General features: G+C 68.5%; 17 protein-coding genes. 14 read left to right on the top strand and 3 right to left on the bottom strand.

Features of this window, described 5'->3' with window-relative positions; translation table 11 throughout:
- Positions 1-74 precede the first annotated feature (74 nt).
- A complete protein-coding gene (gene rpoB / locus AB5J51_RS17430; RefSeq protein ID WP_030298176.1) occupies positions 75-3,557 on the top strand; it encodes a DNA-directed RNA polymerase subunit beta in 3,483 nt (1,160 codons plus the stop codon).
- 97 nt (positions 3,558-3,654) lie between these two features.
- A complete protein-coding gene (locus AB5J51_RS17425) occupies positions 3,655-7,554 on the top strand; it encodes a DNA-directed RNA polymerase subunit beta' (RefSeq protein WP_030298179.1) in 3,900 nt (1,299 codons plus the stop codon).
- 100 nt (positions 7,555-7,654) lie between these two features.
- On the opposite strand, the gene AB5J51_RS17420 is transcribed toward AB5J51_RS17425, so the two are convergent.
- Positions 7,655-10,120, bottom strand: a complete 2,466-nt coding sequence (locus tag AB5J51_RS17420; protein WP_369778030.1) for a YfhO family protein — start codon at positions 10,118-10,120, stop codon at positions 7,655-7,657.
- A 443-nt stretch (positions 10,121-10,563) separates the two neighbouring features.
- On the opposite strand from AB5J51_RS17420, the gene rpsL reads away from it, so the two are divergent.
- The 4 genes from rpsL to tuf all read left to right on the top strand — a co-directional run bounded on the left by rpsL (position 10,564) and on the right by tuf (position 14,925).
- On the top strand, positions 10,564-10,935 hold the full coding sequence (rpsL, locus tag AB5J51_RS17415) for a 30S ribosomal protein S12 (protein WP_007265893.1): 372 nt from the start codon (positions 10,564-10,566) through the stop codon (positions 10,933-10,935).
- Between the two features lie 2 nt (positions 10,936-10,937).
- Positions 10,938-11,408, top strand: coding sequence for a 30S ribosomal protein S7 (gene rpsG, locus AB5J51_RS17410; RefSeq protein WP_007265894.1), 471 nt, complete (start codon positions 10,938-10,940; stop codon positions 11,406-11,408).
- A gap of 39 nt (positions 11,409-11,447) precedes the next feature.
- Positions 11,448-13,580, top strand: coding sequence for an elongation factor G (gene fusA, locus AB5J51_RS17405; RefSeq protein ID WP_030298184.1), 2,133 nt, complete (start codon positions 11,448-11,450; stop codon positions 13,578-13,580).
- Between the two features lie 151 nt (positions 13,581-13,731).
- Positions 13,732-14,925, top strand: a complete 1,194-nt coding sequence (gene tuf, locus AB5J51_RS17400) for an elongation factor Tu (RefSeq protein ID WP_053788688.1) — start codon at positions 13,732-13,734, stop codon at positions 14,923-14,925.
- Positions 14,926-15,112: 187 nt separating this feature from the next.
- Here tuf and rfbC read toward each other — a convergent pair whose 3' ends face one another.
- Positions 15,113-15,715 carry a dTDP-4-dehydrorhamnose 3,5-epimerase gene (rfbC, locus tag AB5J51_RS17395; RefSeq protein WP_133897173.1) on the bottom strand — a complete coding sequence of 201 codons (603 nt, stop codon included), beginning with the start codon at positions 15,713-15,715 and terminating at the stop codon, positions 15,113-15,115.
- A complete protein-coding gene (gene rfbA / locus AB5J51_RS17390) occupies positions 15,712-16,587 on the bottom strand; it encodes a glucose-1-phosphate thymidylyltransferase RfbA (RefSeq protein ID WP_030298189.1) in 876 nt (291 codons plus the stop codon). The genes rfbC and rfbA overlap by 4 nt, the downstream gene beginning before the upstream one ends.
- Positions 16,588-16,669: 82 nt before the next feature.
- Here rfbA and rfbB point away from each other — a divergent pair, with 82 nt between their 5' ends.
- The 8 genes from rfbB (at position 16,670) to AB5J51_RS17350 (ending at position 26,744) form a co-directional block, all read left to right on the top strand.
- Positions 16,670-17,647, top strand: coding sequence for a dTDP-glucose 4,6-dehydratase (gene rfbB, locus AB5J51_RS17385; protein WP_053788686.1), 978 nt, complete (start codon positions 16,670-16,672; stop codon positions 17,645-17,647).
- Positions 17,644-18,576, top strand: coding sequence for a dTDP-4-dehydrorhamnose reductase (gene rfbD / locus AB5J51_RS17380; RefSeq protein WP_267887507.1), 933 nt, complete (start codon positions 17,644-17,646; stop codon positions 18,574-18,576). Before rfbB ends, rfbD begins: the two co-directional genes overlap by 4 nt.
- Positions 18,573-19,904, top strand: a complete 1,332-nt coding sequence (locus tag AB5J51_RS17375) for a hypothetical protein (RefSeq protein ID WP_369778029.1) — start codon at positions 18,573-18,575, stop codon at positions 19,902-19,904. The genes rfbD and AB5J51_RS17375 overlap by 4 nt, the downstream gene beginning before the upstream one ends.
- A gap of 68 nt (positions 19,905-19,972) precedes the next feature.
- Entirely contained in the window at positions 19,973-20,659 is a 687-nt protein-coding gene (locus AB5J51_RS17370; protein WP_053788685.1) for a glycosyltransferase family 2 protein, read from the top strand.
- A complete protein-coding gene (locus tag AB5J51_RS17365; RefSeq protein WP_078987630.1) occupies positions 20,659-21,102 on the top strand; it encodes a DUF2304 domain-containing protein in 444 nt (147 codons plus the stop codon). Before AB5J51_RS17370 ends, AB5J51_RS17365 begins: the two co-directional genes overlap by 1 nt.
- 9 nt (positions 21,103-21,111) lie before the next feature.
- A complete protein-coding gene (locus AB5J51_RS17360) occupies positions 21,112-22,014 on the top strand; it encodes a glycosyltransferase family 2 protein (protein ID WP_063785236.1) in 903 nt (300 codons plus the stop codon).
- A gap of 24 nt (positions 22,015-22,038) precedes the next feature.
- The gene (locus AB5J51_RS17355) at positions 22,039-23,937 is read left to right on the top strand and encodes a hypothetical protein (protein WP_369778028.1); all 1,899 of its coding nucleotides are present in this window, start codon (positions 22,039-22,041) and stop codon (positions 23,935-23,937) included.
- A gap of 149 nt (positions 23,938-24,086) precedes the next feature.
- A complete protein-coding gene (locus AB5J51_RS17350; RefSeq protein WP_369778027.1) occupies positions 24,087-26,744 on the top strand; it encodes a peptidoglycan recognition protein in 2,658 nt (885 codons plus the stop codon).
- Positions 26,745-26,786: the final 42 nt, after the last annotated feature.

Below are 26,786 nucleotides of genomic sequence, written 5' to 3'. Positions count from 1 at the left end.
CAGGCGGGCCGTCTTCTGTGTCAGCTGGGACCGGTACGCGCGTAGTGAGTCCGAGCCCTCGGAAGGACCCCCTCTTGGCCGCCTCGCGCAACGCCTCGACCAATACGAACACCGGTGCCAGCACCGCCCCGCTGCGCATCTCCTTTGCAAAGATCAAGGAGCCCCTCGAGGTTCCGAACCTCCTGGCGCTGCAAACCGAGAGCTTTGACTGGCTGCTCGGCAATGCAGCCTGGAAGTCTCGCGTCGAGTCGGCGCTCGAGAGTGGACAGGACGTTCCCACCAAGTCCGGTCTGGAAGAGATCTTCGAGGAGATCTCGCCGATCGAGGACTTCTCCGGTTCGATGTCGCTGACGTTCCGCGACCACCGGTTCGAGCCGGCGAAGAACTCCGTCGACGAGTGCAAGGAGCGCGACTTCACGTACGCGGCGCCGCTCTTCGTCACGGCCGAGTTCACGAACAACGAGACCGGTGAGATCAAGTCTCAGACGGTCTTCATGGGCGACTTCCCGCTCATGACCAACAAGGGCACCTTCGTCATCAACGGCACCGAGCGTGTCGTGGTGTCGCAGCTCGTCCGTTCCCCCGGTGTCTACTTCGACTCCTCCATCGACAAGACGTCCGACAAGGACATCTTCTCCGCCAAGATCATCCCGTCCCGGGGTGCCTGGCTGGAGATGGAGATCGACAAGCGCGACATGGTCGGTGTCCGCATCGACCGCAAGCGCAAGCAGTCCGTCACCGTCCTCCTCAAGGCTCTCGGCTGGACCACCGAGCAGATCCTCGAGGAGTTCGGCGAGTACGAGTCCATGCGCGCCACCCTGGAGAAGGACCACACCCAGGGCCAGGACGACGCGCTGCTCGACATCTACCGCAAGCTGCGTCCGGGCGAACCGCCGACCCGCGAGGCCGCTCAGACGCTGCTCGAGAACCTCTACTTCAACCCGAAGCGCTACGACCTCGCCAAGGTCGGCCGCTACAAGGTGAACAAGAAGCTCGGCGCCGACGAGCCGCTCGACGCCGGTGTGCTGACCACCGACGACGTCATCGCGACCATCAAGTACCTGGTCAAGCTGCACGCGGGCGAGACCGAGACGGTCGGCGAGTCGGGCCGGGAGATCGTCGTCGAGACCGACGACATCGACCACTTCGGCAACCGTCGTATCCGCAACGTGGGCGAGCTCATCCAGAACCAGGTCCGCACGGGTCTGGCTCGTATGGAGCGCGTCGTCCGCGAGCGCATGACGACCCAGGACGTCGAGGCGATCACGCCGCAGACCCTGATCAACATCCGGCCGGTCGTCGCCTCCATCAAGGAGTTCTTCGGCACCAGCCAGCTGTCGCAGTTCATGGACCAGAACAACCCGCTGTCGGGCCTGACGCACAAGCGTCGTCTCAACGCCCTCGGTCCGGGTGGTCTGTCCCGTGAGCGGGCCGGCTTCGAGGTCCGTGACGTGCACCCGTCGCACTACGGCCGCATGTGCCCGATCGAGACGCCCGAAGGCCCGAACATCGGTCTGATCGGCTCGCTGGCCTCCTACGGCCGGATCAACCCGTTCGGCTTCATCGAGACCCCGTACCGCAAGGTCATCGACGGCGTCGTCACCGACGAGGTCGACTACCTCACGGCCGACGAGGAAGACCGCTTCGTCATCGCCCAGGCGAACGCCGCCCTGAACGATGAGATGCGCTTCACCGAGAACCGCGTCCTGGTCCGCCGTCGTGGTGGCGAGATCGACTACATCGCCGGCGGCGACGTCGACTACATGGACGTCTCGCCGCGCCAGATGGTGTCCGTCGCGACCGCGATGATCCCCTTCCTCGAGCACGACGACGCCAACCGCGCCCTCATGGGCGCGAACATGATGCGCCAGGCCGTTCCGCTCATCAAGGCGGAGGCGCCGCTCGTCGGCACCGGCATGGAGTACCGCTGTGCGGTCGACGCCGGTGACTCGATCAAGGCGGAGAAGGACGGTGTCGTCCAGGAGGTCTCGGCCGACTACATCACCGTCGCCAACGACGACGGCACGTACACCACGTACCGCGTCGCCAAGTTCTCCCGCTCGAACCAGGGCACCTCGGTCAACCAGAAGGTCATCGTCAACGAGGGTGACCGGATCGTCGAGGCCCAGGTCCTCGCCGACGGCCCGGCCACCGAAGAGGGCGAAATGGCCCTCGGCAAGAACCTGCTCGTCGCGTTCATGCCGTGGGAAGGCCACAACTACGAGGACGCGATCATCCTGTCGCAGCGCCTCGTGCAGGACGACGTCCTCTCCTCGATCCACATCGAGGAGCACGAGGTCGACGCCCGTGACACCAAGCTGGGCCCCGAGGAGATCACCCGGGACATCCCGAACGTCTCCGAGGAGGTCCTCGCCGACCTCGACGAGCGCGGCATCATCCGCATCGGTGCGGACGTCGTCGCCGGCGACATCCTGGTCGGCAAGGTCACGCCCAAGGGTGAGACCGAGCTGACCCCGGAGGAGCGCCTGCTCCGCGCGATCTTCGGTGAGAAGGCCCGCGAGGTGCGTGACACCTCGCTCAAGGTGCCTCACGGTGAGATCGGCAAGGTCATCGGTGTCCGCGTCTTCGACCGCGAGGAGGGCGACGAGCTTCCCCCGGGCGTGAACCAGCTGGTCCGCGTCTACGTCGCCCAGAAGCGCAAGATCACCGACGGTGACAAGCTCGCCGGCCGCCACGGCAACAAGGGTGTCATCTCCAAGATCCTTCCGATCGAGGACATGCCCTTCCTCGAGGACGGCACGCCGGTCGACATCATCCTGAACCCGCTGGGTGTCCCGTCCCGAATGAACCCGGGACAGGTCCTGGAGATCCACCTCGGCTGGCTCGCCAGCCGCGGCTGGGACGTCTCCGGGCTCGGCGAGGAGTGGGCCGAGCGTCTGAAGGTCATCGGGGCCGACCGCGTCGAGCCCGGTACCAACGTCGCCACCCCCGTGTTCGACGGCGCCCGCGAGGACGAGCTCGCCGGCCTGTTCGAGCACACCATCCCGAACCGCGACGGTGACCGCCTGGTCCTCCCGTCCGGCAAGGCGCGCCTGTTCGACGGCCGCTCCGGCGAGCCGTTCCCGGACCCGATCTCGATCGGGTACATGTACATCCTCAAGCTCCACCACCTGGTCGACGACAAGCTCCACGCTCGGTCGACCGGTCCGTACTCGATGATCACGCAGCAGCCGCTGGGTGGTAAGGCGCAGTTCGGTGGCCAGCGCTTCGGTGAGATGGAGGTGTGGGCGCTCGAGGCTTATGGCGCCGCTTACGCCCTCCAGGAGCTGCTGACCATCAAGTCCGACGACGTCACCGGCCGCGTGAAGGTCTACGAGGCCATCGTCAAGGGCGAGAACATCCCCGAGCCGGGCATTCCCGAGTCCTTCAAGGTGCTCATCAAGGAAATGCAGTCGCTCTGCCTCAACGTGGAGGTGCTGTCCTCGGACGGCATGTCCATCGAGATGCGCGACACCGACGAGGACGTCTTCCGCGCGGCGGAGGAGCTCGGTATCGACCTGTCCCGGCGTGAGCCGAGCAGCGTCGAAGAGGTCTGACGGGCCTGACGGGGGGCTCGCTCAAGAGCCCCCCGTCATCCCCGGGACCGTTCAGACCATGATTGAGACTCGACCCCGAAAGAGGGATTGACGCACAGTGCTCGACGTCAACTTCTTCGACGAGCTGCGGATCGGCCTTGCCACCGCGGACGACATCCGAACCTGGTCTCACGGCGAGGTCAAGAAGCCGGAGACCATCAACTACCGCACCCTCAAGCCCGAGAAGGACGGACTCTTCTGCGAGAAGATCTTCGGTCCCACCCGGGACTGGGAGTGCTACTGCGGCAAGTACAAGCGTGTCCGCTTCAAGGGCATCATCTGTGAGCGCTGTGGCGTCGAGGTCACGCGCGCCAAGGTGCGTCGTGAGCGGATGGGCCACATCGAGCTTGCCGCTCCCGTCACCCACATCTGGTACTTCAAGGGCGTCCCGTCGCGCCTCGGCTACCTGCTGGACCTCGCGCCGAAGGACCTCGAGAAGGTCATCTACTTCGCCGCGTACATGATCACGTTCGTCGACGACGAGCGCCGCACCCGCGACCTCCCGTCGCTGGAGGCGCACGTCTCCGTCGAGCGCCAGCAGATCGAGAACCGCCGTGACGCGGACCTCGAAGGCCGTGCCAAGAAGCTCGAGACCGACCTGGCCGAGCTCGAGGCCGAGGGCGCGAAGGCCGACGTACGCCGCAAGGTGCGCGAAGGTGCCGAGCGCGAGATGAAGCAGCTCCGTGACCGCGCCCAGCGCGAGATCGACCGCCTCGACGAGGTGTGGGCCCGCTTCAAGAACCTCAAGGTCCAGGACCTCGAGGGCGACGAGCTGCTCTACCGCGAGCTGCGTGACCGCTTCGGCACGTACTTCGACGGTTGCATGGGCGCCGCCGCGCTGCAGAAGCGCCTGGAGTCCTTCGACCTCGAGGAGGAGGCCGAGCGCCTCCGCGAGATCATCCGTACCGGCAAGGGCCAGAAGAAGACCCGTGCGCTCAAGCGCCTCAAGGTCGTCTCCGCGTTCCTGCAGACCAGCAACAAGCCCAAGGGCATGGTTCTGGACTGCGTGCCGGTGATCCCGCCGGACCTGCGTCCGATGGTGCAGCTGGACGGTGGCCGCTTCGCGACCTCCGACCTGAACGACCTGTACCGCCGCGTGATCAACCGCAACAACCGTCTGAAGCGCCTTCTCGACCTCGGTGCGCCCGAGATCATCGTGAACAACGAGAAGCGCATGCTCCAGGAGGCCGTCGACGCCCTGTTCGACAACGGCCGTCGTGGTCGCCCGGTCACGGGCCCCGGCAACCGTCCGCTGAAGTCCCTGAGCGACATGCTCAAGGGCAAGCAGGGTCGATTCCGTCAGAACCTCCTCGGCAAGCGCGTGGACTACTCCGCGCGTTCCGTGATCGTCGTCGGTCCGCAGCTGAAGCTGCACCAGTGTGGTCTGCCCAAGGCCATGGCGCTGGAGCTCTTCAAGCCGTTCGTGATGAAGCGCCTGGTCGACCTGAACCACGCGCAGAACATCAAGTCGGCGAAGCGCATGGTCGAGCGCGGCCGCACGGTCGTGTACGACGTGCTCGAAGAGGTCATCGCCGAGCACCCGGTTCTCCTGAACCGTGCGCCCACGCTGCACCGCCTCGGCATCCAGGCCTTCGAGCCCCAGCTGGTCGAAGGCAAGGCCATCCAGATCCACCCGCTCGTCTGCACCGCGTTCAACGCGGACTTCGACGGTGACCAGATGGCCGTGCACCTGCCGCTCTCCGCGGAGGCGCAGGCCGAGGCCCGCATCCTGATGCTGTCCTCGAACAACATCCTGAAGCCGGCCGACGGCCGTCCGGTCACGATGCCGACCCAGGACATGGTCCTCGGTCTGTTCTTCCTGACCACCGACGGTGAGCTCCGTGACACCAAGGGCGAGGGCCGCGCGTTCGGCTCGACGGCCGAGGCGATCATGGCGTTCGACGCCGGCGAGCTCGCGCTGCAGTCGTCCGTCGACATCCGCTTCCCGGTGGGCACCATCCCGCCGCGTGGCTGGGTGCCGCCGGTCGCCGAAGAGGGCGAGCAGGAGTTCCAGCCGGGCGACAGCTTCCGCCTGCGCACCTCCCTGGGCCGCGCGCTCTTCAACGAGCTGCTGCCCGAGGACTACCCGTTCGTCGACTACTCGGTGGGCAAGAAGCAGCTCTCCGAGATCGTCAACGACCTGGCGGAGCGCTACCCCAAGGTCATCGTGGCGGCGACGCTCGACAACCTGAAGGCGGCCGGCTTCCACTGGGCGACCCGTTCGGGCGTCACCGTGGCCATCTCCGACGTCGTCGTGCCCGAGGCCAAGAAGGCCATCGTCGCGGGCTACGAGGCGATGGACGAGAAGGTCCAGAAGCAGTACGAGCGCGGTCTGATCACCAAGGACGAGCGCACGCAGGAGCTCATCGCGATCTGGACCAAGGCGACCAACGAGGTTGCCGAGGCGATGAACGCGAACTTCCCCAAGACGAACCCCATCTTCATGATGGTTGACTCGGGTGCCCGAGGAAACATGATGCAGATGCGACAGATCGCCGGTATGCGTGGTCTGGTGTCGAACGCGAAGAACGAGACCATCCCGCGTCCGATCAAGGCGTCCTTCCGTGAGGGCCTCACCGTTCTGGAGTACTTCATCTCCACGCACGGTGCCCGTAAGGGTCTGGCGGACACCGCCCTGCGTACCGCCGACTCGGGTTACCTGACCCGTCGTCTGGTGGACGTCTCGCAGGACGTGATCATCCGCGAGGAGGACTGCGGCACCGAGCGCGGCCTGAAGCTGAAGATCGCCGTTCGCGGCGAGGACGGCGTGCTGCGCAAGGCCGACGACGTCGAGACCTCGATCTACGCCCGCATGCTGGCCGAGGACGTCGTCATCGACGGCAAGGTCATCGCGCCGGCCAACGTCGACCTCGGTGACGTGCTCATCGACGCCCTGGTCGCCAACGGCGTCGAGGAGGTCAAGACCCGCTCGGTCCTGACCTGTGAGTCCGCGGTCGGCACCTGTGCCTTCTGCTACGGACGCTCGCTCGCCACCGGCAAGCTGGTCGACATCGGTGAGGCGGTCGGCATCATCGCCGCCCAGTCCATCGGTGAGCCCGGTACCCAGCTGACGATGCGTACCTTCCACACCGGTGGTGTGGCCGGTGACGACATCACGCAGGGTCTGCCGCGTGTCGTCGAGCTCTTCGAGGCCCGTACCCCGAAGGGTGTCGCCCCGATCTCCGAGGCCGCCGGCCGCGTGCGGATCGAGGAGACCGAGAAGACGAAGAAGATCGTCATCACGCCGGACGACGGCAGCGACGAGACGGCCTTCCCGATCTCGAAGCGCGCCAAGGTCATCGTGCACGAGGGTGACCACGTCGAGGTGGGCCAGAAGCTCACCGCGGGTGCCACCAACCCGCACGACGTGCTGCGCATCCTCGGCCAGCGTGCGGTCCAGGTCCACCTGGTCGGCGAAGTCCAGAAGGTCTACAACTCGCAGGGCGTGTCGATCCACGACAAGCACATCGAGATCATCATCCGGCAGATGCTCCGCCGCGTGACGATCATCGAGTCCGGCGATGCGGAGCTCCTGCCGGGCGAGCTCGTCGAGCGCTCGCGCTTCGAGACCGAGAACCGTCGTGTGGTCACCGAGGGCGGTCACCCCGCCTCCGGCCGTCCGCAGCTGATGGGTATCACCAAGGCCTCGCTGGCGACGGAATCCTGGCTGTCGGCCGCCTCCTTCCAGGAGACGACCCGAGTCCTGACGGATGCGGCGATCAACGCCAAGTCCGACAGCCTCATCGGCCTCAAGGAGAACGTCATCATCGGTAAGCTCATCCCGGCCGGTACGGGCCTCGCCCGCTACCGCAACATCCGGGTCGAGCCCACCGAGGAGGCGAAGGCCGCGATGTACTCGGCCGTCGGCTACGACGACATCGACTACTCGCCCTTCGGCACCGGCTCCGGCCAGGCCGTCCCGCTGGAGGACTACGACTACGGCCCGTACAACGGCTAGCAGCTCGTAAGACGAAGCCCCCCGCTGCTCCGAGAGGAGCGGCGGGGGGCTTCGTCGTGTCCGGGGAGCCCGGGGGTTTCCCGGGCTCCCCGGGATGCCGTCAGGCGCGGCGCCGGCGGCGGAGGGCGGCGACCGTGGTCGACGTGAGGGCCAGGAGGGCCAGGGTGGCGGCGGCCAGGCCCGGGGTGAGGCCCTTCGGGGTGAACGTGCAGGAGACCTTGTCCGTGCCTGCGGGGATGTCCATGGAGACCAGGCCGTGGAAGCTCTTCACCGGGGCCGTGCACTGCCAGCCCGGGACGTCGGTCATCGCGAAGACCGCCGTGCCCGTGGCGCCCTCGAGGAGGGTGGCCTCGATGGTGTGGCCGCCCGCCGTGACCTTCGTGGCGCCGGTGGAGGTGAGGGAGCCGATCGCGGTGTCCAGGGCGGGGCGGTCGAGGCAGCCGAGGGGGTGCTCGCCCGCCGTCGCGTCCTTCGTGCGGGTGTTCACGGCCACCGCGACCGTGCCGTCCGCGGGAACCTTGCCCAGCTTGATCACCCCGGTCATCCGGTCCTCCAGGGGGCGGGACGCGCCGGCGAAGTCGAGGGTTCCGTAGAGCTCCGGGGAGAACCAGTACGCCTCGGAGCCCGGGGTGCACCGGGCCGTGTAGGTCTGCTCGGTGGCCTTGCCGCCGCGGGTGACCTGGGGGACCTGGTACACCGTCGCGCCCAGGACGTTCTCCTGGCGGGCGTAGACGCTGTCGGCCGGGTTGGGGGAGGTGTGGGCGGCGCTGCGGACCGTCACCAGGGGAGGGGCCGGGAAGCGGTCGGCCGTCCAGCTGTTCGGCGCCGTGCCCGGGCGGACCCGGGCGCCGATCGCGAAGATCGCGTCGAGCACCGGGTTGTCGGCGCCGAAGAAGGTCCGGCCGTCGTTCTTGAAGCCGTACCCGAGGGGCTCCAGGGCCCGGTACGTGGCCTCCGGCAGGTAGCTGCTGTAGTACTGCGGGCCCTCGGCCCGCAGGGCGAGGGCGTCGTTGTACGAGGTCTGCGGCGCGCCGGAATCCGTCCGGTACGCGGGCCAGCCGTCCACCTGCCGGACGGCGTCGAAGTGTGCGCCGATCGAGCGGTTCGAGGTGGCGACCGGCTTCGCCCAGCGCTCGCGGGCCCGGCGGGCGTCCGCGCCGGCGGCCGCCACCGTGGACTCCGCGAAGACCACGCCGACCATGAGGACGGCGGCCACGGGGATCAGTACCCGGTGCCTCGTGCCCAGGGAGAGGAGGACCAGGGCCAGGAGCGAGACGCCTCCGCCGACCAGCACCGCGTGCCAGGTCCAGCCGCCGAAGTCGTCGGTGTGGCGCAGGACGAAGGTGGCCGCGACCAGCAGGGCGGCCGTCAGCGCCAGGTGGAGCGGGCGCGGGCGGTGGGCCAGCGCCAGCCAGGCGAGGATCACGACCATGCCGCTGAAGACGAAGGCCTCGCGGTACGGATTGCCGTTCGGCACCGCCAGCCCGTGCCACAGGTACTGCGTCGGCGGGAACTGGAAGGAGGCGGCGACGAGCAGCGTCGCCGCGGCCCACACCAGGCGGGTCTTCTTCGCGATGGCGGCGTTGAAGAGGAACGATCCGGCGAGGATCAGGCCCAGCGAGGCCACGTACAGCCGTGGCCGGCCGCCCCACAGGTGCGTGGCCGGGAGCATCCCGGCGAGGAAGACCTCGATCCGCACCGGCTCGAAGGCCCCGGCCTGGGTGGGCTGCGCGGAGCCGCTGGACAGGAACGACGGCAGCAGCAGCGGGAGGGTGAGCAGGATGCCCGTCGCGGCGGCGCTCGAGGCCCGCCACAGGGCGAGCAGCCGCTGCCGGCCGGTCATGTCCCGGGTGATCAGGCGGACGCCCAGCAGGACGCAGGCGGCCATCGTCGCCATCATCGCGGTGTAGAAGTTGCCGAACCAGGCGAGCGCGACGAACAGCGCCACCCCCGGCCAGCGGCGCTCCTCCAGGCACCACTCGACGGCGATGCCGAGGAGGGGGAGGGCGACCAGACCCCACAGCCACATGGGGATGTACGAGGCGTCGCTGAGGGCCCAGCCGCACAGGCCGTAGCAGGCGCCGAGGACCCCGCGCTGCCACCACGGGCCGGGGTGCAGCTTGCCGAGGTAGACGGTCATGACGGCGGCGGCCGCGCCCATCGTGACCGGGGTGACCGCGAAGACGGCGAGGTCGACGTGGGCGCGCGGGACCAGGACGGCCAGCCAGGAGAACGGGTTGCCGAGGTACGTGTAGTAGTCGGACAGGAACTGCTGGCCGAAGCCGCCGCGCCAGGTGAAGAGCACGTCACCGGCGGCCTGCCCGTGGACCAGGTCCCACAGCGCCCGGTGGAAGGGCACGTACTGGTTTGCCTGGTCGTTGAGGGCCCGGCCGGTGTTGCCGAACGGGAACGTGCCGCGGGCCACCCAGGCCGCGCAGAACGCGGCCGAGGTGACCAGGAACGCCAGCAGGGGCCCGTACGGACGGGCGGATCGCGGGGACCGGCGGCGGGGCGACGGGTGGACCGGGCTGTCGGCGGCCGTCGGCTCCGTGGTGACCGTCCGCAATGTCCCGCTCCCTGGTGGTTGGTCGTGGCGTTTGGGGTGAATCGCTGAATTCGCTGCATCGCTGAATGCCGGGGCAGTTTAGTTCGCGGGGGAAGGCCGCGCCGTCCGGCACCGCTTAGCACGCCTTTACCACATGCGCGAGTCGGAGCGGCCACACGAGGGCCTCGCCCAAGTGGCACATGACCGGCGGCGATGTCCCGCTCGTCGCGCGCGGGCCTTTGTTTTGACCGGATGGGATGCGGTAGGTACGCTCAGACCTTGTGCCTGGGGTGTGCCTGGGCTCCTGTGCGTGTCCATCAACCGCATGAGAGCCGGAACAGCCACCGCGATCCATGCGTTTCCGTGCTTGCGCGGAGCTCCGCCGGATCCGACACACCCGACCGCGTGGGTCGGCAAAGTTCCAGGTTAGCTTCACTACACGGCACACAGAAACCGGAGAAGTAGTGCCTACGATCCAGCAGCTGGTCCGTAAGGGCCGGCAGGACAAGGTCGAGAAGACGAAGACGCCCGCGCTTGAGGCTTCGCCCCAGCGCCGTGGCGTCTGCACGCGTGTGTTCACGACCACCCCGAAGAAGCCGAACTCGGCGCTCCGTAAGGTCGCGCGTGTGCGTCTGACCTCCGGCATCGAGGTCACCGCTTACATTCCGGGTGAGGGACACAACCTGCAGGAGCACTCGATCGTGCTCGTGCGTGGTGGCCGTGTGAAGGACCTGCCGGGTGTTCGTTACAAGATCATCCGCGGTGCGCTTGACACCCAGGCTGTCAAGAACCGCAAGCAGGCCCGCAGCCGCTACGGCGCCAAGAAGGAGAAGTAAGAATGCCTCGTAAGGGCCCCGCCCCGAAGCGCCCGGTCATCATCGACCCGGTCTACGCATCTCCTCTGGTGACCTCGCTCATCAACAAGATCCTCCTGAACGGCAAGCGCTCCACCGCCGAGCGCATCGTCTACGGCGCCATGGAAGGCCTCCGCGAGAAGACCGGCAACGACCCGGTCATCACGCTGAAGCGCGCGCTGGAGAACGTCAAGCCGTCCCTCGAGGTCAAGTCCCGCCGTGTCGGTGGCGCGACCTACCAGGTTCCCGTCGAGGTCAAGCCGGGTCGTCAGTCGACCCTGGCTCTCCGCTGGCTCGTGGGTTACTCCCGCGCCCGCCGCGAGAAGACCATGACCGAGCGCCTGATGAACGAGCTTCTCGACGCCTCGAACGGCCTCGGTGCGGCCGTCAAGAAGCGCGAGGACACGCACAAGATGGCCGAGTCCAACAAGGCCTTCGCGCACTACCGCTGGTAGTCCCAACCCACATCGAGACCGAGAGAAGACTGAGCCGATATGGCTACCACTTCGCTTGACCTGGCCAAGGTGCGCAACATCGGCATCATGGCTCACATCGACGCGGGCAAGACGACCACCACCGAGCGCATCCTGTTCTACACCGGTGTGTCTTACAAGATCGGTGAAGTCCACGACGGCGCTGCCACGATGGACTGGATGGAGCAGGAGCAGGAGCGCGGCATCACGATCACGTCTGCCGCGACGACCTGCCACTGGCCGCTCGAGGACGTCGACCACACCATCAACATCATCGACACCCCGGGTCACGTGGACTTCACGGTCGAGGTGGAGCGTTCGCTCCGCGTCCTCGACGGTGCCGTCACCGTGTTCGACGGTGTCGCCGGTGTGGAGCCGCAGTCGGAGACGGTGTGGCGTCAGGCCGACCGTTACGGCGTGCCGCGCATCTGCTTCGTCAACAAGCTCGACCGCACCGGCGCCGAGTTCCACCGCTGCGTCGACATGATCAAGGACCGCCTCGGTGCGGTTCCGATCGTCATGCAGCTCCCCATCGGTGCCGAGGCCGACTTCCAGGGTGTCGTCGACCTCGTCACGATGAAGGCGTTCGTCTGGTCCGCCGAGGCGACCAAGGGCGAGATGTACGACATCGTCGACATCCCGGCCACGCACACCGAGGCTGCTGAAGAGTGGCGCGGCAAGCTGGTCGAGACCGTCGCCGAGAACGACGACGAGATCATGGAGCTCTTCCTGAACGGCGACGAGCCGTCCGTGGAGCAGCTGCACGCCGCCGTCCGTCGCATCATCCTCGGCTCCGGCAAGGGCAAGGGCGAGCCCACGATCACTGCGGTGTTCTGTGGCACGGCGTTCAAGAACAAGGGTGTTCAGCCCCTGCTCGACGCCGTCGTCCGCTACCTGCCGTCGCCCCTGGACATCGAGGCCATCGAGGGCCACGACGTCAAGGACGCCGAGGTCGTCGTGAAGCGCAAGCCGTCCGACGAGGAGCCCCTCGCGGCGCTGGCGTTCAAGATCATGAGCGACCCGCACCTCGGCAAGCTCACCTTCGTCCGGGTTTACTCGGGCCGCCTGGAGGCCGGCACCTCGGTGCTGAACTCCGTCAAGGGCAAGAAGGAGCGCATCGGCAAGATCTACCGCATGCACGCGAACAAGCGTGAGGAGATCGACGCGGTGGGCGCCGGCGACATCGTCGCCGTCATGGGCCTGAAGCAGACCACCACCGGTGAGACGCTGTGCGACGACAAGAGCCCCGTGATCCTGGAGTCCATGGACTTCCCGGCTCCGGTCATCCAGGTCGCCATCGAGCCCAAGTCCAAGGGTGACCAGGAGAAGCTGGGTGTCGCCATCCAGCGTCTCGCGGAGGAGGACCCCTCCTTCCACGTTCACTCGGACGAGGAGACGGGCCAGACCATCCTCGGCGGTATGGGCGAGCTGCACCTCGAGGTGCTGGTCGACCGTATGAAGCGCGAGTTCAAGGTCGAGGCCAACGTCGGCAAGCCGCAGGTCGCGTACCGCGAGACGATCCGCAAGGCCGTCGAGCGTCACGACTACACCCACAAGAAGCAGACCGGTGGTACCGGTCAGTTCGCCAAGGTGCAGATCGCGATCGAGCCGATCACGGACGCCGATGGTCCGGCGTACGAGTTCGTGAACAAGGTCACCGGTGGCCGCGTGCCGAAGGAGTACATCCCTTCGGTCGACGCCGGTGCGCAGGAGGCCATGCAGTTCGGCATCCTGGCCGGCTACGAGATGACGGGCGTCCGCGTCACGCTTCTCGATGGTGGCTACCACGAGGTCGACTCCTCCGAGCTCGCGTTCAAGATCGCCGGTTCGCAGGCCTTCAAGGAGGCCGCGCGCAAGGCTTCTCCCGTGCTCCTCGAGCCGATGATGGCCGTAGAGGTCACCACGCCCGAGGACTACATGGGTGACGTCATCGGCGACATCAACTCCCGCCGTGGCCAGATCCAGGCCATGGAGGAGCGTCACGGCGCTCGCGTCGTGAAGGGCCTCGTGCCGCTTTCGGAGATGTTCGGCTACGTCGGCGACCTCCGCAGCAAGACCTCGGGTCGCGCCAGCTACTCGATGCAGTTCGACTCCTACGCCGAGGTTCCCCGGAACGTCGCCGAGGAGATCATCGCGAAGGCCAAGGGCGAGTAACTCTTCCGAGTACACGCTTTAGGCTTGTCACCGGCAGCCTCTGGGGCAACAGGAGCCACTCCCGTTGCCCCGGGGACCGACCGGCTTTCCAGCAAAGATCACCTGGCGCCGATCTGTAAGGCGTACAGAACCACTCTCCAGGAGGACCCCCGTGGCGAAGGCGAAGTTCGAGCGGACTAAGCCGCACGTCAACATCGGCACCATCGGTCACATTGACCACGGTAAGACGACCCTCACGGCCGCCATTACCAAGGTGCTGCACGACGCGTACCCGGACCTGAACGAGGCCTCGGCCTTCGACCAGATCGACAAGGCTCCTGAGGAGCGCCAGCGCGGTATCACCATCTCCATCGCGCACGTCGAGTACCAGACCGAGGCGCGTCACTACGCCCACGTCGACTGCCCGGGTCACGCGGACTACATCAAGAACATGATCACCGGTGCCGCGCAGATGGACGGCGCGATCCTCGTGGTCGCCGCCACCGACGGCCCGATGCCGCAGACCAAGGAGCACGTGCTCCTGGCCCGCCAGGTCGGCGTCCCCTACATCGTCGTCGCCCTGAACAAGGCCGACATGGTGGACGACGAGGAGATCCTGGAGCTCGTCGAGCTCGAGGTCCGTGAGCTGCTCTCCGAGTACGAGTTCCCGGGCGACGACCTGCCGGTCGTCCGCGTCTCCGCGCTGAAGGCCCTCGAGGGCGACAAGGAGTGGGGCGAGAAGCTCCTCGGCCTCATGTCCGCCGTCGACGAGGCCATCCCGACCCCGCCGCGTGACACCGAGAAGCCGTTCCTCATGCCCGTCGAGGACGTCTTCACGATCACCGGTCGCGGTACGGTCGTCACCGGCCGTATCGAGCGTGGTGTCCTGAAGGTCAACGAGACCGTCGACATCATCGGTATCAAGGAAGAGAAGACCACCACCACGGTCACCGGTATCGAGATGTTCCGCAAGCTGCTCGACGAGGGCCAGGCCGGTGAGAACGTCGGTCTGCTCCTCCGTGGCATCAAGCGCGAGGACGTCGAGCGCGGCCAGGTCATCATCAAGCCGGGTTCGGTCACCCCGCACACCGAGTTCGAGGCCCAGGCCTACATCCTGTCGAAGGACGAGGGTGGCCGTCACACCCCGTTCTTCAACAACTACCGCCCGCAGTTCTACTTCCGTACCACGGACGTGACCGGCGTCGTGACCCTCCCGCAGGGCACCGAGATGGTCATGCCGGGCGACAACACCGAGATGTCGGTCGCGCTGATCCAGCCGGTCGCCATGGAGGAGGGCCTGAAGTTCGCCATCCGTGAGGGTGGTCGTACGGTCGGCGCCGGCCAGGTCACCAAGATCACGAAGTAATTCGTGTTCTGACCTGGTAGCTCGCGCGAGCGGGCACCATGTTTGACAGAAGGGCCCCTTCCCTTCCGCCTCGGCGGCGGGGGAGGGGCCCTTCGTCGTACGGGCGCGCAGGACGTACGGGACACGAGAGAGGGCCGCACCCCCGATCACGGGGTGCGGCCCTCTCTCGTGTGCTGCGGGGGAGCGGTCAGCCGGTCACGCGCAGGGACTCGGTGAACTCCTTGCAGACGGCGTAGTCGGGCAGCAGGCCCGACTCGATGGCCTCGGCCAGCGTCGGCGCGGCCTCGTCACGGGCGGACAGCAGCGGGACCTCCGCCGGCCAGTCGATGCCCAGATCCGCATCGAGAGGGTGAACCGAGTGCTCGCCGGTCGGGTTGTACGTCTCCGAGCAGAGGTACGAAAGCGTGGCGTCGTCGCTCAGCGCGCAGAACCCGTGGCCCAGGCCCTCCGGGATGTAGACCGCGCGGCGGTCCACGTCGTCGAGGCGGACACCCTCCCAGCGGCCGAAGGTCGGGGAGCCGACCCGCAGGTCCACGATGACGTCGAGCACGGCACCCCGTACGCAGGTCACGTACTTGGCCTGGCCGCGCGGTACGTCGGCGAAGTGGATGCCGCGGACCACGCCGCGCGAGGACACCGACAGGTTCGCCTGCGCCAGGTTCAGCGGGTGGCCGACGACCTCGGACAGCTTGTCGAAGCGGTACCACTCGGTGAACAGGCCGCGCGGGTCGCCGTGCAGCTGCGGGGTGATCTCGTAGGCACCCTCTATCGAGAGCTGGCGGAACTTCACCGGGAGGACTCCTCGTCGAGCAGGCTGATCAGGTAGTCGCCGTAACCGCTCTTGAGCAGCGGCTGGGCCAGCTCGCGCAGCTGCGCGGAGTCGATGAGGCCGGCCCGCCAGGCCGCTTCCTCGATGCAGCCGATCTTGAAGCCCTGGCGCTCCTCGATCACGCGGACGAACTCCGAGGCCTGGACCATGGAGACGAACGTCCCCGTGTCGAGCCAGGCGGTGCCGCGGTCGAGGATGGTGACATTCAGCTCACCGGCCTGGAGGTACGCGTCGTTGACCGCGGTGATCTCCAGTTCGCCGCGCGCGCTGGGCTTCAGGGTGCGGGCGATCTCGACGACGCGGTTGTCGTAGAAGTACAGACCGGGCACCGCGTAGCGGGACTTGGGCTTGACCGGCTTCTCCTCGATGGAGATGGCCTGGCCGTTCTCGTCGAACTCGACCACGCCGTACGCCGTCGGGTCCGCCACCGGGTACGCGAAGACCCGGCCGCCCTTGGAGTCGGTGTGCTCCGCCAGGCGGGTGCCGAGACCGCTGCCGTGGAAGATGTTGTCGCCGAGGATCAGGGCGACGGACTCGTCGCCGATGAAGTCGGCGCCGAGCACGAAGGCCTGGGCGATGCCCTCGGGGCGCTCCTGGACCGCGTACTCCAGCCGGATGCCGAACTGGGAGCCGTCGCCGAGCAGTCGCTCGAACTGGGCCCGGTCCTCCGGCGTGGTGATGACGAGAATCTCACTGATTCCGGCCATGACCAGGGTGGAGAGCGGGTAATAGATCATCGGCTTGTCGAAGACCGGGAGCAGCTGCTTCGAGACTGCCCGGGTCAGCGGCCAGAGTCGGGATCCGGTGCCACCGGCCAAGAGAATTCCACGCATGGGGCAACCCTATGCGAGAGCGTGCGGGGCGGCGTGGTCCGGGCCCGGACGGTGGTGTACGAGCGGCTAGACTCTTCGTATTATGCGCATCCTCGTGACCGGCGGCGCCGGCTTCATCGGTTCAGAATTCGTTCGCCAGCAGCTCGGTGCAGACGCATCGGCTCGGATCACGGTTTTCGACAAACTGACCTACTCCGGTGTCGAAGCCAATCTCGCCCCGGTCGCCGACCACCCCGGTTACCGCTTCGTCAAGGGCGACATCTGCGACGCCGAGGCCGTCGACCAGGTCATGCCCGGGCACGACGTCGTGGTGCACTTCGCCGCCGAGTCCCACGTGGACCGCTCGATCGCCGGCGCGGGTCCGTTCGTGATGACCAACGTCGTGGGCACGCAGGTCCTGCTGGACGCCGCCCGCAAGCACGGCGTCGGCCGCTTCGTCCACATCTCCACCGACGAGGTGTACGGCTCGATCACCGAGGGCTCCTGGACCGAGGAGTGGCCGCTGGTCCCGAACTCCCCGTACTCCGCCTCCAAGGCCTCGTCCGACCTGCTGGCCCTGGCCTACGCCCGCACGCACGGCATGGACGTCGTCGTCACGCGCTGCTCCAACAACTACGGGCACTACCAGTTCCCGGAGAAGGTCATCCCGCTGTTCGTCTCGAACCTGATGGACGGCAAGAAGGTCCCGCTGTACGGCAACGGCGGCAACGTCCGCGACTGGCTGCACGTCTCCGACCACTGCCGCGGCATCGACCTGGCCATGCGCAAGGGCCGCGCCGGCGAGGTCTACAACATCGGCGGCGGCACCGAGCTCACCAACAAGGAGCTCACCGGCGTGCTGCTCGAGGCGGCCGGCCTCGGCTGGGACATGGTCGAGCAGGTCGAGGACCGCAAGGGCCACGACCTCCGCTACTCCATCGACATCAGCAAGATCGGCGCGGAGCTGGGCTACGCCCCGCAGGTCACCTTCGAGGACGGCATCGCCGCCACGATCGAGTGGTACCGCGAGAACCGCGCCTGGTGGGAGCCGCTGAAGGCGAAGGCGGCCCTGCAGAAGTGAGGACCAACTCGTTCGCCGGCCGCTGGCTCGTCACCGGCGCCGCCGGGATGCTCGGCCAGGACGTCCTGACCGTCCTGAAGCGCGCCGGCATCGAGGCCGTGGGCCTGGGCCGCGCCGACCTCGACATCACCGACCCGGCCGCCGTCCGCGCGGCGGTCGAGGGCGTCACCGTGGTCGTCAACTGCGCCGCCTGGACCGACGTGGACGGCGCCGAGACCGCCGAGGAAGCCGCCACCGCCGTCAACGGCACCGGCGTACGCGTCCTCGCCGAGGCCTGCGCGGCCGCCCATGTGCGCCTGCTGCACGTCTCCACCGACTACGTGCTGCCCGGCGACGCCTCGGAGCCGTACCGTGAGGACACCGCCACCGGGCCCGTGAACGCGTACGGCCGCTCCAAGCTGGTCGGCGAGCAGGCCGTGGCCGAACTGCTGCCGCAGGACGGCTACGTGGTCCGCACCGCCTGGCTCTACGGCGAGCACGGGCCGAACTTCGTCGCCACCATGCTGAAGCTGGCCGCCCAGCGGGACACCCTCGACGTGGTCGACGACCAGCACGGCCAGCCCACCTGGTCCCTCGCGCTGGCCCGACAGCTGGTCGAGCTCGGCCTGGCCGCGCTCAAGGGCCATGCCATGGGCGGGATCTACCACGGCACCGCGAGCGGCCGGACCACCTGGATGGGGCTCGCCCGCGAGACCTACCGGCTGAGCGGGCTCGACCCGGAGCGGATCCGGCCGACCACCTCCGCCGCGTTCGTCCGCCCGGCCGTCCGCCCCGCGTTCAGCGTGCTCGCGCACGACCACTGGGACGACGCGGGCCTGGCCCCGCTCGCCGACTGGCGCGAGCAGCTCGCCGAGGCGCTCGCCGCCCCCGCGTTCACTGCGCTGGCCGACGCGGCCAGGAACGGCAGTACGAACGGCAGTACGGGATGAAGTCCCTGCTGAGCAGGCTCACCGCGGCGCTGCCGCCGGGCACCGTCGCGGTGGCCGGCGGCACCGTCGTGCTCGGTGCCGCCTCGTACGTCCACCTGGGCGTGGCCGGGTACAGCCTGTCCACGGAGGCCGTGGCGAACGTCTCGGTGCTGTGGACGATCGTCATGGCGCTCGGGCTCGGCATCTTCTTCCCGATCGAGCAGGAGCTCACCCGGATCGTCGCCGCCCGCGTGGTGCTCGGCCAGGGCGCGGCCCCCGTGCTGCGCCGGGCCACGCTGCTGACCTCGGGGATCCTCGGCACGACCCTGCTCCTGCTCGCCCTGGGCGCGGGCCCGATCGCGGACCTGCTCTTCCACGGTGACCGCGGCCTGGTGGCGGCCCTCGGCGGCGCCTTCACCGGCATGGCCGTCTGCTACCTGACCCGCGGTGTCCTGGCCGGCCTCGGCCGGTTCGGCGCGTACGGCACCCAGTTGGCCGTCGACGGCGGGCTGCGCATCGCCCTCGCCTTCGGCTGCGCGGTGTCCGGGCTGCACTCCGCGCTCGCCTTCAGCCTGGTCCTGGCCGTCGCGCCCGTCGTCGCGACGCTGATCACCCTGCCTGCGCTGCTGCGCGCGGTGGAGCCCGGCGAGGAGATCGCCTGGCGTGAACTGACCGGCGGGCTCGGCCTGCTGATCTGCTCGACCCTGCTGTCCCAGGTCGTCGTCAACGCGGCGGTGATGAGCACCAAGCTGCTCGCCCCCGCCGACAGCGTGCTGATCGCGGCGCTGCTGAACGCGCTGGTCCTGGCCCGGGTGCCGCTGTTCGTCTTCGGCTCGCTCCAGGCCTCGCTGCTGGGCGGGCTCACCGCCGCCTACACGGCCGGCGACCGGGCGGCGTTCTCTGCGATGCTGCGCCGGATCGGCGTGGTCGTCGGGGCGTTGGGGCTGCTCGGCGGCGTGCCCGCGACCGTCCTCGGCCCCTGGCTGATCGAGGTCCTCTTCCACGCCCAGCCTGCGCTGGGATGCCGCGACTTCTTCCTTTTGTCCGCCGGCACCGTGGCGTACATGTTCGCGATGGTGCTCGGACAGGCGCTGATGGTATTCAAGCGGCACAACCTGCAACTGCTCTGCTGGGCCATCGGCACCGTCGTCCTGATCGGGATCACTTTCGCTCCGGGTGACGTTGCCGTGCGCGTCACCCTGGCCTACGCTCTCGGGTCCCTCGCCACCGTGCTCGGTATGCTGGCCGTGCTGAGGCTGAGGTTCCCCGGAGCTGCTCCGGGCGTGACCGCAGGGCCCGGGCACAAGGTCGCTGCAAGCCCACTGGGCGCCGGAGCGGTTGGGGAGTGACCATGCCGGCTTCCGACGTCCCACCGATCAACGAGCACGCGCACGTGCCACATTCCGCTGGAGCTACCGTGTCCCAATACGACGATGTCTGGCTGGTCATACCGGCCTATAACGAGGGCCAGGTGATCGCCGATGTGGTCGAGGGAGCGCGTGCGACCTTCCCGAACATAGTCGTCGTCGACGACGGCAGCTCCGACAACTCGGCCGAGCACATCGCGACGACCGGCGCCCACCTGGTGCGCCACCCGGTCAACCTCGGCCAGGGCGCTGCCCTGCAGACGGGCCTCAAGTACGCCCTCACCCAGCCCGGCGCCCGCTACTTCGCGACCTTCGACGCGGACGGGCAGCACCAGACGCACGACGTCGAGAAGATGGTCCGGGTGCTGCGCGACGACGAGGCCGACGTGGTCCTCGGCTCGCGCTTCATCGAGCAGAACGGCCAGGTGCCGTGGATCAAGCGCGTCGTGCTGCGCACGGCCGCGTCGGTCAGCCCGACCGCCCGCAAGCTGAAGCTCACCGACTCGCACAACGGCCTGCGCGTGCTCAGCCGCAAGGCCGCCGAGCAGCTGAACATCACCATGAACGGCATGGCGCACGCGTCGGAGATCGTCGGTTTCCTGGCCGGTTCCGGCCTGCGCGTCACCGAGGTCCCCGTCGACATCCTCTACACCGAGTACTCGCGCGCCAAGGGGCAGTCCCTGATCAACGGCGTCAACATCATCTTTGACATCACGATGCGGGAGCGAAGCCGCTGATGAAGTACTTCTGGATCCAGCTGCTGCTCATCGCGGGCTCGGTGTCGATGGCACTGATGTTCATACGGACGTGGGGCCAGGCGAAGAACCGCGCCTGGAAGCGCATCGCGTTCTCGCTGTTCGTCGTCGTCAACGTGTACGCCGTGCTCCGCCCCACGGACGTCACCTGGGTGGCGCACCAGCTCGGCGTCGGCCGCGGCACCGACCTCGTGCTGTACGTGATGGTGCTGGCGATGGGCTTCCTGACCCTCAACACCTTCCTGCGCTTCCGCTCGTTGGAGAAGAAGCTCACCGACCTGGCCCGGACGGTGGCCCTGAGCGAGGGCGCACGGCACAACGACGCGCGCCTCGGCTCGCCCGCCGCCAACGTCACCGCCGTCGTGACCGAGGCCGGCGCCGAGCCGGAGCCCGAGCCCGCCGACTCCGACACCGTGAAGGCCTGACGTCCCGTGGTGACCTTCGACTTCATGCTCCCCTACTACGGGGACGTGCAGCTGATGCAGGACGCCGTCCGCAGCGTCCTGGCCCAGACGGACCCGGACTTCCGCCTCGTCGTCATCGACGACGGCAAGGAGCCGGACGTACCGGGCTGGTTCGAGGCTCTCGGCGACGAGCGGGTGCACTACACCCGCAACGAGCAGAACCTCGGCATCACGAAGAACTTCCAGAAGTGCGTCCGGCTCTCCGAGGCCGACTACGTCGTCATCATGGGCTGCGACGACCTGCTCCACCCGCACTACCTGGAGACCGTCCGCGGACTCATAGCGGCCAACCCGGGCATCGGCATGGTCCAGCCGGGCGTCGAGGTGATCGACGGCGACGGGCAGCTGACGTCCGGGCTGGCCGACCAGACCAAGCGGCGGCTGTACGCCCCGCAGGTCAAGGGCCGACGCCTGATGGGCGGCGAGGAGCTCGCCACCAGCGTGCTGCGCGGGAACTGGCTGTACTTCCCGTCGATCAGCTGGCGCGGCGAGGCCCTGCGCGGGGTCAACTTCCGCGACGAGTACTCGGTGATCCAGGACCTGGCCCTGGTGGTCGACCTCCTCGAGCTCGGCGAGCAGATGCTGATCGACGAGACCACCACGGTCTTCCAGTACCGCCGCCACGCGGTCAGCGAGTCGTCCGTGCAGGCGTTCTCCGGCACCCGCTTCGCCGAGGCCGAGCGGTACTTCTCCGCCGTCGCGGCCCGGATGGACGCCCGCGGCTGGCCCAAGGCCGCACGCGCGGCCCGCTTCCACAGCGCCTCCCGGTTCCACGCCATCACCATGCTCCCCGGCGCCCTGCTCCGCGGACACCGCGAGGGCGTCCGTACGCTCGCGAAGCACGCCTTCACCGCCGGTCAGCGCGCCGACTGACATCCGCGACGAAATTGGACTGAGATGACACACCTGGCCCCCGAGGTCGTCGGAACATCCGGCCCGGCGCACGGCCGGACCGGGACCGCGGACCCCGGGCCGGTCCCGTCCAGCTCGACGGCTCGCCGCCCGTGGACCTCTCGGCGCCGGGTGGTCGCCCTCGCCGAGGCCGTCGTCAGCCTCACGGCGGCCCTCGGCTACATGCTGCTGAGCCGGCACATCAGCGTGAACCCGATCGTCCGCCTCGGCCAGGTCAGCGGGCTCGCCACGCTCCAGCTGTACGCCGCGGTCATCGGCCTGCCGCTGCTCGCGCTGCTCCTGTACACCGCCCACCGGGGCGCGGCCCGGCGCCACCAGCTGGTCAAGCGCCTGGTCTGCGCCGCCCTCGCGGGCCTGGCCTCCGGCGTGATCGCCGGCGGTGTCGTCGTCGCCCTGCGCGGCACGCCCCACCCGCTCGGCGGCCAGGAGGGCGACCCGGGCGTCCTCATCGACATGGCCAACTCGTTCCTGCACCACGAGGGGATGTCGGGCATCTACCCGCCCGCCTTCCCGGCCCTCATGGCCCTCTGGGCGAAGATCCGCTACAACGGCCGCGGCGAGACCGGCTTCGCCCTGCACGACCTGCAGATCTTCTTCACCGCCGTGGCCGGGCCGATGGCCTACCTGGCCTGGCGGATACTGCTGAAGCCCTTCTGGGCGCTGCTGATCGCGGTTCCCGCCGCGGTGCTCTTCCTCGACCCGATCCGCCCGTACAGCCACATCGTCATGATCGTTCTGCTGCCGCTGCTCGGCTACTGGCTGCGCGAGATGGGCCGGGCCGGACGGCTCACCACGCGGCACCTGCTGCTGCGCGGCACCACCCTCGGCCTGATCTTCGGCGCGCTGTTCCTCTGGTACTCCGGCTGGTACATCTGGGCCGCGCCCGGCGCGGTCGTCGCCGCGGTGTTCTTCTTCCCGTGGCGCCAGGGCGCCGGGGCGGCCAAGAAGGCGGGCCTGTACCTCGCGGTCACGCTGCTGTCGGCAGGCGTCGTCGGCGCCCCGCTGCTCTACCAGATGGTCCGGCTGGGCGCGGAGAACCCCGACCGCTACGCCTTCCTCGCCGTCTATGCAGATCCCACGTACGTCCTCGGCTGGGTTTCGGACCGGTCCGCGACCCTGACGTACCAGACCTGGCCCGTGGCCGGCGAGATGGCCGGCCAGAGCGGGTTCGCCCTGCTGCTGCTGTTCGGGGTGGGCCTCGGCCTCGGCCTCGGCCTGCGCAACGTCATGGTCCGCACCGCGGCGGCGGTCCTGGCGGGCGCCTGGCTCGCCCGCTTCTGGTTCGCCGGGCACATGGCCCACGACAAGGCCATCCAGCTCTACCCGCGCACCACGTGGATCATCATGTACTGCCTGATGATCCTGGCCGTGCTCGGCATGATGGCCGTGGTCAACCGGGGCTCCGGGTGGATCGAGCGCACGCTGCGCCCGAGTGGTTCCGGTTCCGCTTCCGGGGCCGGGCGGGCACGGGTCATCCCGCCGCGGGTGGTCCGCCAGCTCGCCGCCGGCATGGTGTGCGTGGTCGCCCTGTTCGCGACGATGGGCGCGTCCTGGTCGGTCAACCGCTACATGCCCTCGTCCGACGTCGACTCGACGGGCATCGACGCGTACCGCGCGCACGTCATCAAGAAGCGGGACGGCAGCTGCCCGCAGTTCTCTCCCCGCGAGAACTGCTGGGACATCGAGAAGAACGACTGGAAGCCCGGCCCCATCCAGGACTTCATCTGGTGCGCCGGCATCGTGGCCGACGACTGGCCCAGCATCTGCGGGATGGAGGCGCCCAAGCGCGTCCGGTCGAGGGCGGACAACGAACGGGACGCCGAGGCCGAGAAGCAGGCCCGGAAGGAAGCCGCCGAGGCCGGGAAGAAGGCACCGAAGAAGTAGCGCGGCCGCGCGGTCCGGTCTCCCGGGGTGTTCCCCGGGAGACCCCGCCTGGACCGGCTGTCACAGGCGCCCAGTAGCATCCGCCCCGTCAGTGGTGTCGTATGGCGCAATCGCCACAGGGGTGGGGAACCAACTTGAGATTGACACGCGTGCGGGGAACCGCGCTGGCGGCCGCGATCGGTGCCGCCGCCGTCCTGGGCATCCAGGGATGGGCCGGCGGAGCCGAACTGGGCTCGGACGGCAACGGCGAGGCGAAGGCGTACAGCGCCGGCGCCAAGGAGACCGGACCGGTCGAGGGCGAGGTGCACAAGCTCCCGCTCAAGCCCAAGGGCAGCGGTGAAGCCGTGCTCTCGCAGCAGGGCACCGAGCCCTTCGGCCTGCTGGGCGTGTCCTGGACGGACCCCAAGGCCGAGGTGAAGGGCACCATCGAGGCCCGCGCCCGTGACGCGAAGACCGGCAAGTGGTCGCACTGGATCGCCCTCGACCCGGTGAAGGCCGGGATGGACGGCGTACGCCCCGGCGCGCACGGCTCGACGGAGCCCGTCTGGGTCGGCGCCTCCGACGGCGCTGAGGTACGGATCAGCGGCGGCGGTGCGCTGCCCGCGGGCCTGGAGCTGAACCTGGTGGACCCGGGCGGCGCCAACAGCCCGGCGAAGAAGAGCGGCGGGCAGAAGAAGAACGGCGCCCAGAAGAGCGGCTCCCTGAACGCCGGCCCGGCCGCGTTCGCCGCGCCGGCGGCCGTGACGGCTGACCCGCCCACCACTCCGCCGTCGGTCCCCGGTCCCGTCTCCACGGCACCGGCGCCGAACGTGGTCTCCCGCGTGGCGTGGGGCGCCGACGAGACGATGAACAACGAGGGCCCGATCTACCTGCCCGGCGGGAAGGTCAAGGCGGTCTTCGTCCACCACACCGCCGACGCCCAGCCGTACGACTGCTCGCAGTCCGCGGCGATCGTCCGTGGCATCCACACCTACCACGTGAAGACCAACGGGTGGCGGGACCTCGGCTACAACTTCCTCGTCGACAAGTGCGGCACGGTCTTCGAGGGCCGCCAGGGCGGTACCGACCAGCCCGTCCTCGGTGCGCACACGTACGGCTGGAACAACGAGTCGGCGGGCATCGCCGTCCTCGGTGACTACAACGCCGAGGGCGCCTCCGCCGCCGCCCAGGACGCCATCTCCAGGATCGCGGCCTACAAGCTCGGCCAGTACGACGGCGACATGAACGGCACGACGACGCTGACCGCGGGTGCCACGCAGACCAACTTCTTCGGCACCGCCTTCGAGGTCGGCAAGCCGTACACGTTCAAGTCGCTCTCGGGGCACCGGGACGGCTTCAACACCGAGTGCCCGGGCAACCAGCTCTACGGGCAGCTCGGCGCGCTCCGCACCTCCGGCCCCGCGGCGCAGCTGAAGGTGGCCACCGTCAACGGTGTGCCGGTGCAGCCGGGCGTCGACGCGAAGTCCGACGGCGTCCTGTCCGTCGGCTGGTCGACCAGCACGGCGAGTGACCGCATCGGTTCGTTCGAGGTCCTGGTCGACGGGGCTTCGGCGGCGACCGCCTCCGGCACGGCCCGGACGGCGATCACGACGGTGACCGAGGGCACGCACCAGGTCCAGGTCAAGGCGACCGCGGTCAACGGCAAGACCTCCACCACCCTCCCCGTGACGGTCGTGGCCGAGGTGAAGCCCGCGAAGTTCACCGCGGTCACGCCGAAGCGTCTGATGGACACGCGGTCGGGTCTGGGCGTGCCGCAGGCCAAGGTCGGCGCGGGCGGCGTGGTGACGCTGCCGGTGGCCGGTACGAACGGGATTCCCGCGGCCGGTGTGACCGCCGTGGTCCTGAACGTGACGGCGACGAACCCGACGGAGCCGAGCTTCGTGTCGGTGTACCCGAGCGGTACGACGCGCTCGAGTGCCTCGAACCTGAACTTCACTCCCGGCCAGACGATCCCCAACCTGGTGGTCGTCCCCGTGGTGGACGGGAAGGTCAGCTTCTTCAACAACCAGGGCACCGTGGACCTGATCGCGGACATCACGGGCTACTTCACGTCGGCCGGTGACGGCGCCACGCACACCAACATCGGTCCGAAGCGCCTGATGGACACCCGCGCGGGTCTGGGCGTGCCGCAGGCCAAGGTCGCCGCGGGCGGTGTCGTGACGCTGCCGGTGGCCGGTACCAACGGCATCCCGGCGACGGGCGTGACCGCGGTCGTGCTGAACGTGACGGCGACCAACCCGACGCAGCCGAGCTTCGTGTCGGTGTACCCCAGTGGCACGACGCGCTCGAGTGCCTCGAACCTGAACTTCACTCCCGGCCAGACGATCCCCAACCTGGTGGTCGTCCCGGTGGTGGACGGGAAGGTCAGCTTCTTCAACAACCAGGGCACCGTGGACCTGATCGCGGACATCACGGGCTACTTCACGTCGGCCGGTGACGGCGCCACGCACACCAACATCGGTCCGAAGCGCCTGATGGACACCCGCGCGGGTCTGGGCGTGCCGCAGGCCAAGGTCGCCGCGGGCGGCGTGGTGACGCTGCCGGTGGCCGGTACCAACGGCATCCCGGCGACGGGTGTGACCGCCGTGGTCCTGAACGTGACGGCGACGAACCCGACGGAGCCGAGCTTCGTGTCCGTCTACCCGAGCGGTACGACCCGCTCGAGTGCCTCGAACCTGAACTTCACTCCCGGCCAGACGATCCCCAACCTGGTGGTCGTCCCCGTGGTGGACGGGAAGGTCAGCTTCTTCAACAACCAGGGCACCGTGGATCTGATCGCGGACATCACGGGCTACTTCAGCAAGTAGCAGATACGTTTCGGCGGGGCCCCCAGGACCTGGTCCTGGGGG

This window comes from Streptomyces sp. R33 (assembly GCF_041200175.1).
GTDB classification, from domain to species: domain Bacteria; phylum Actinomycetota; class Actinomycetes; order Streptomycetales; family Streptomycetaceae; genus Streptomyces; species Streptomyces katrae_B.
This window is presented reverse-complemented; position numbering and strand designations above follow the sequence as displayed.

Coding starts and splice junctions, on each gene's coding strand:
- rpsG (WP_007265894.1), top strand. CDS start 10,938: ATGCCTCGTAAGGGCCCCGCCCCGAAGCGCCCGGTCATCATCGACCCG.
- fusA (WP_030298184.1), top strand. CDS start 11,448: ATGGCTACCACTTCGCTTGACCTGGCCAAGGTGCGCAACATCGGCATC.
- rfbA (WP_030298189.1), bottom strand. CDS start 16,587: ATGCGTGGAATTCTCTTGGCCGGTGGCACCGGATCCCGACTCTGGCCG.
- rfbB (WP_053788686.1), top strand. CDS start 16,670: ATGCGCATCCTCGTGACCGGCGGCGCCGGCTTCATCGGTTCAGAATTC.
- AB5J51_RS17375 (WP_369778029.1), top strand. CDS start 18,573: ATGAAGTCCCTGCTGAGCAGGCTCACCGCGGCGCTGCCGCCGGGCACC.
- AB5J51_RS17365 (WP_078987630.1), top strand. CDS start 20,659: ATGAAGTACTTCTGGATCCAGCTGCTGCTCATCGCGGGCTCGGTGTCG.
- AB5J51_RS17355 (WP_369778028.1), top strand. CDS start 22,039: ATGACACACCTGGCCCCCGAGGTCGTCGGAACATCCGGCCCGGCGCAC.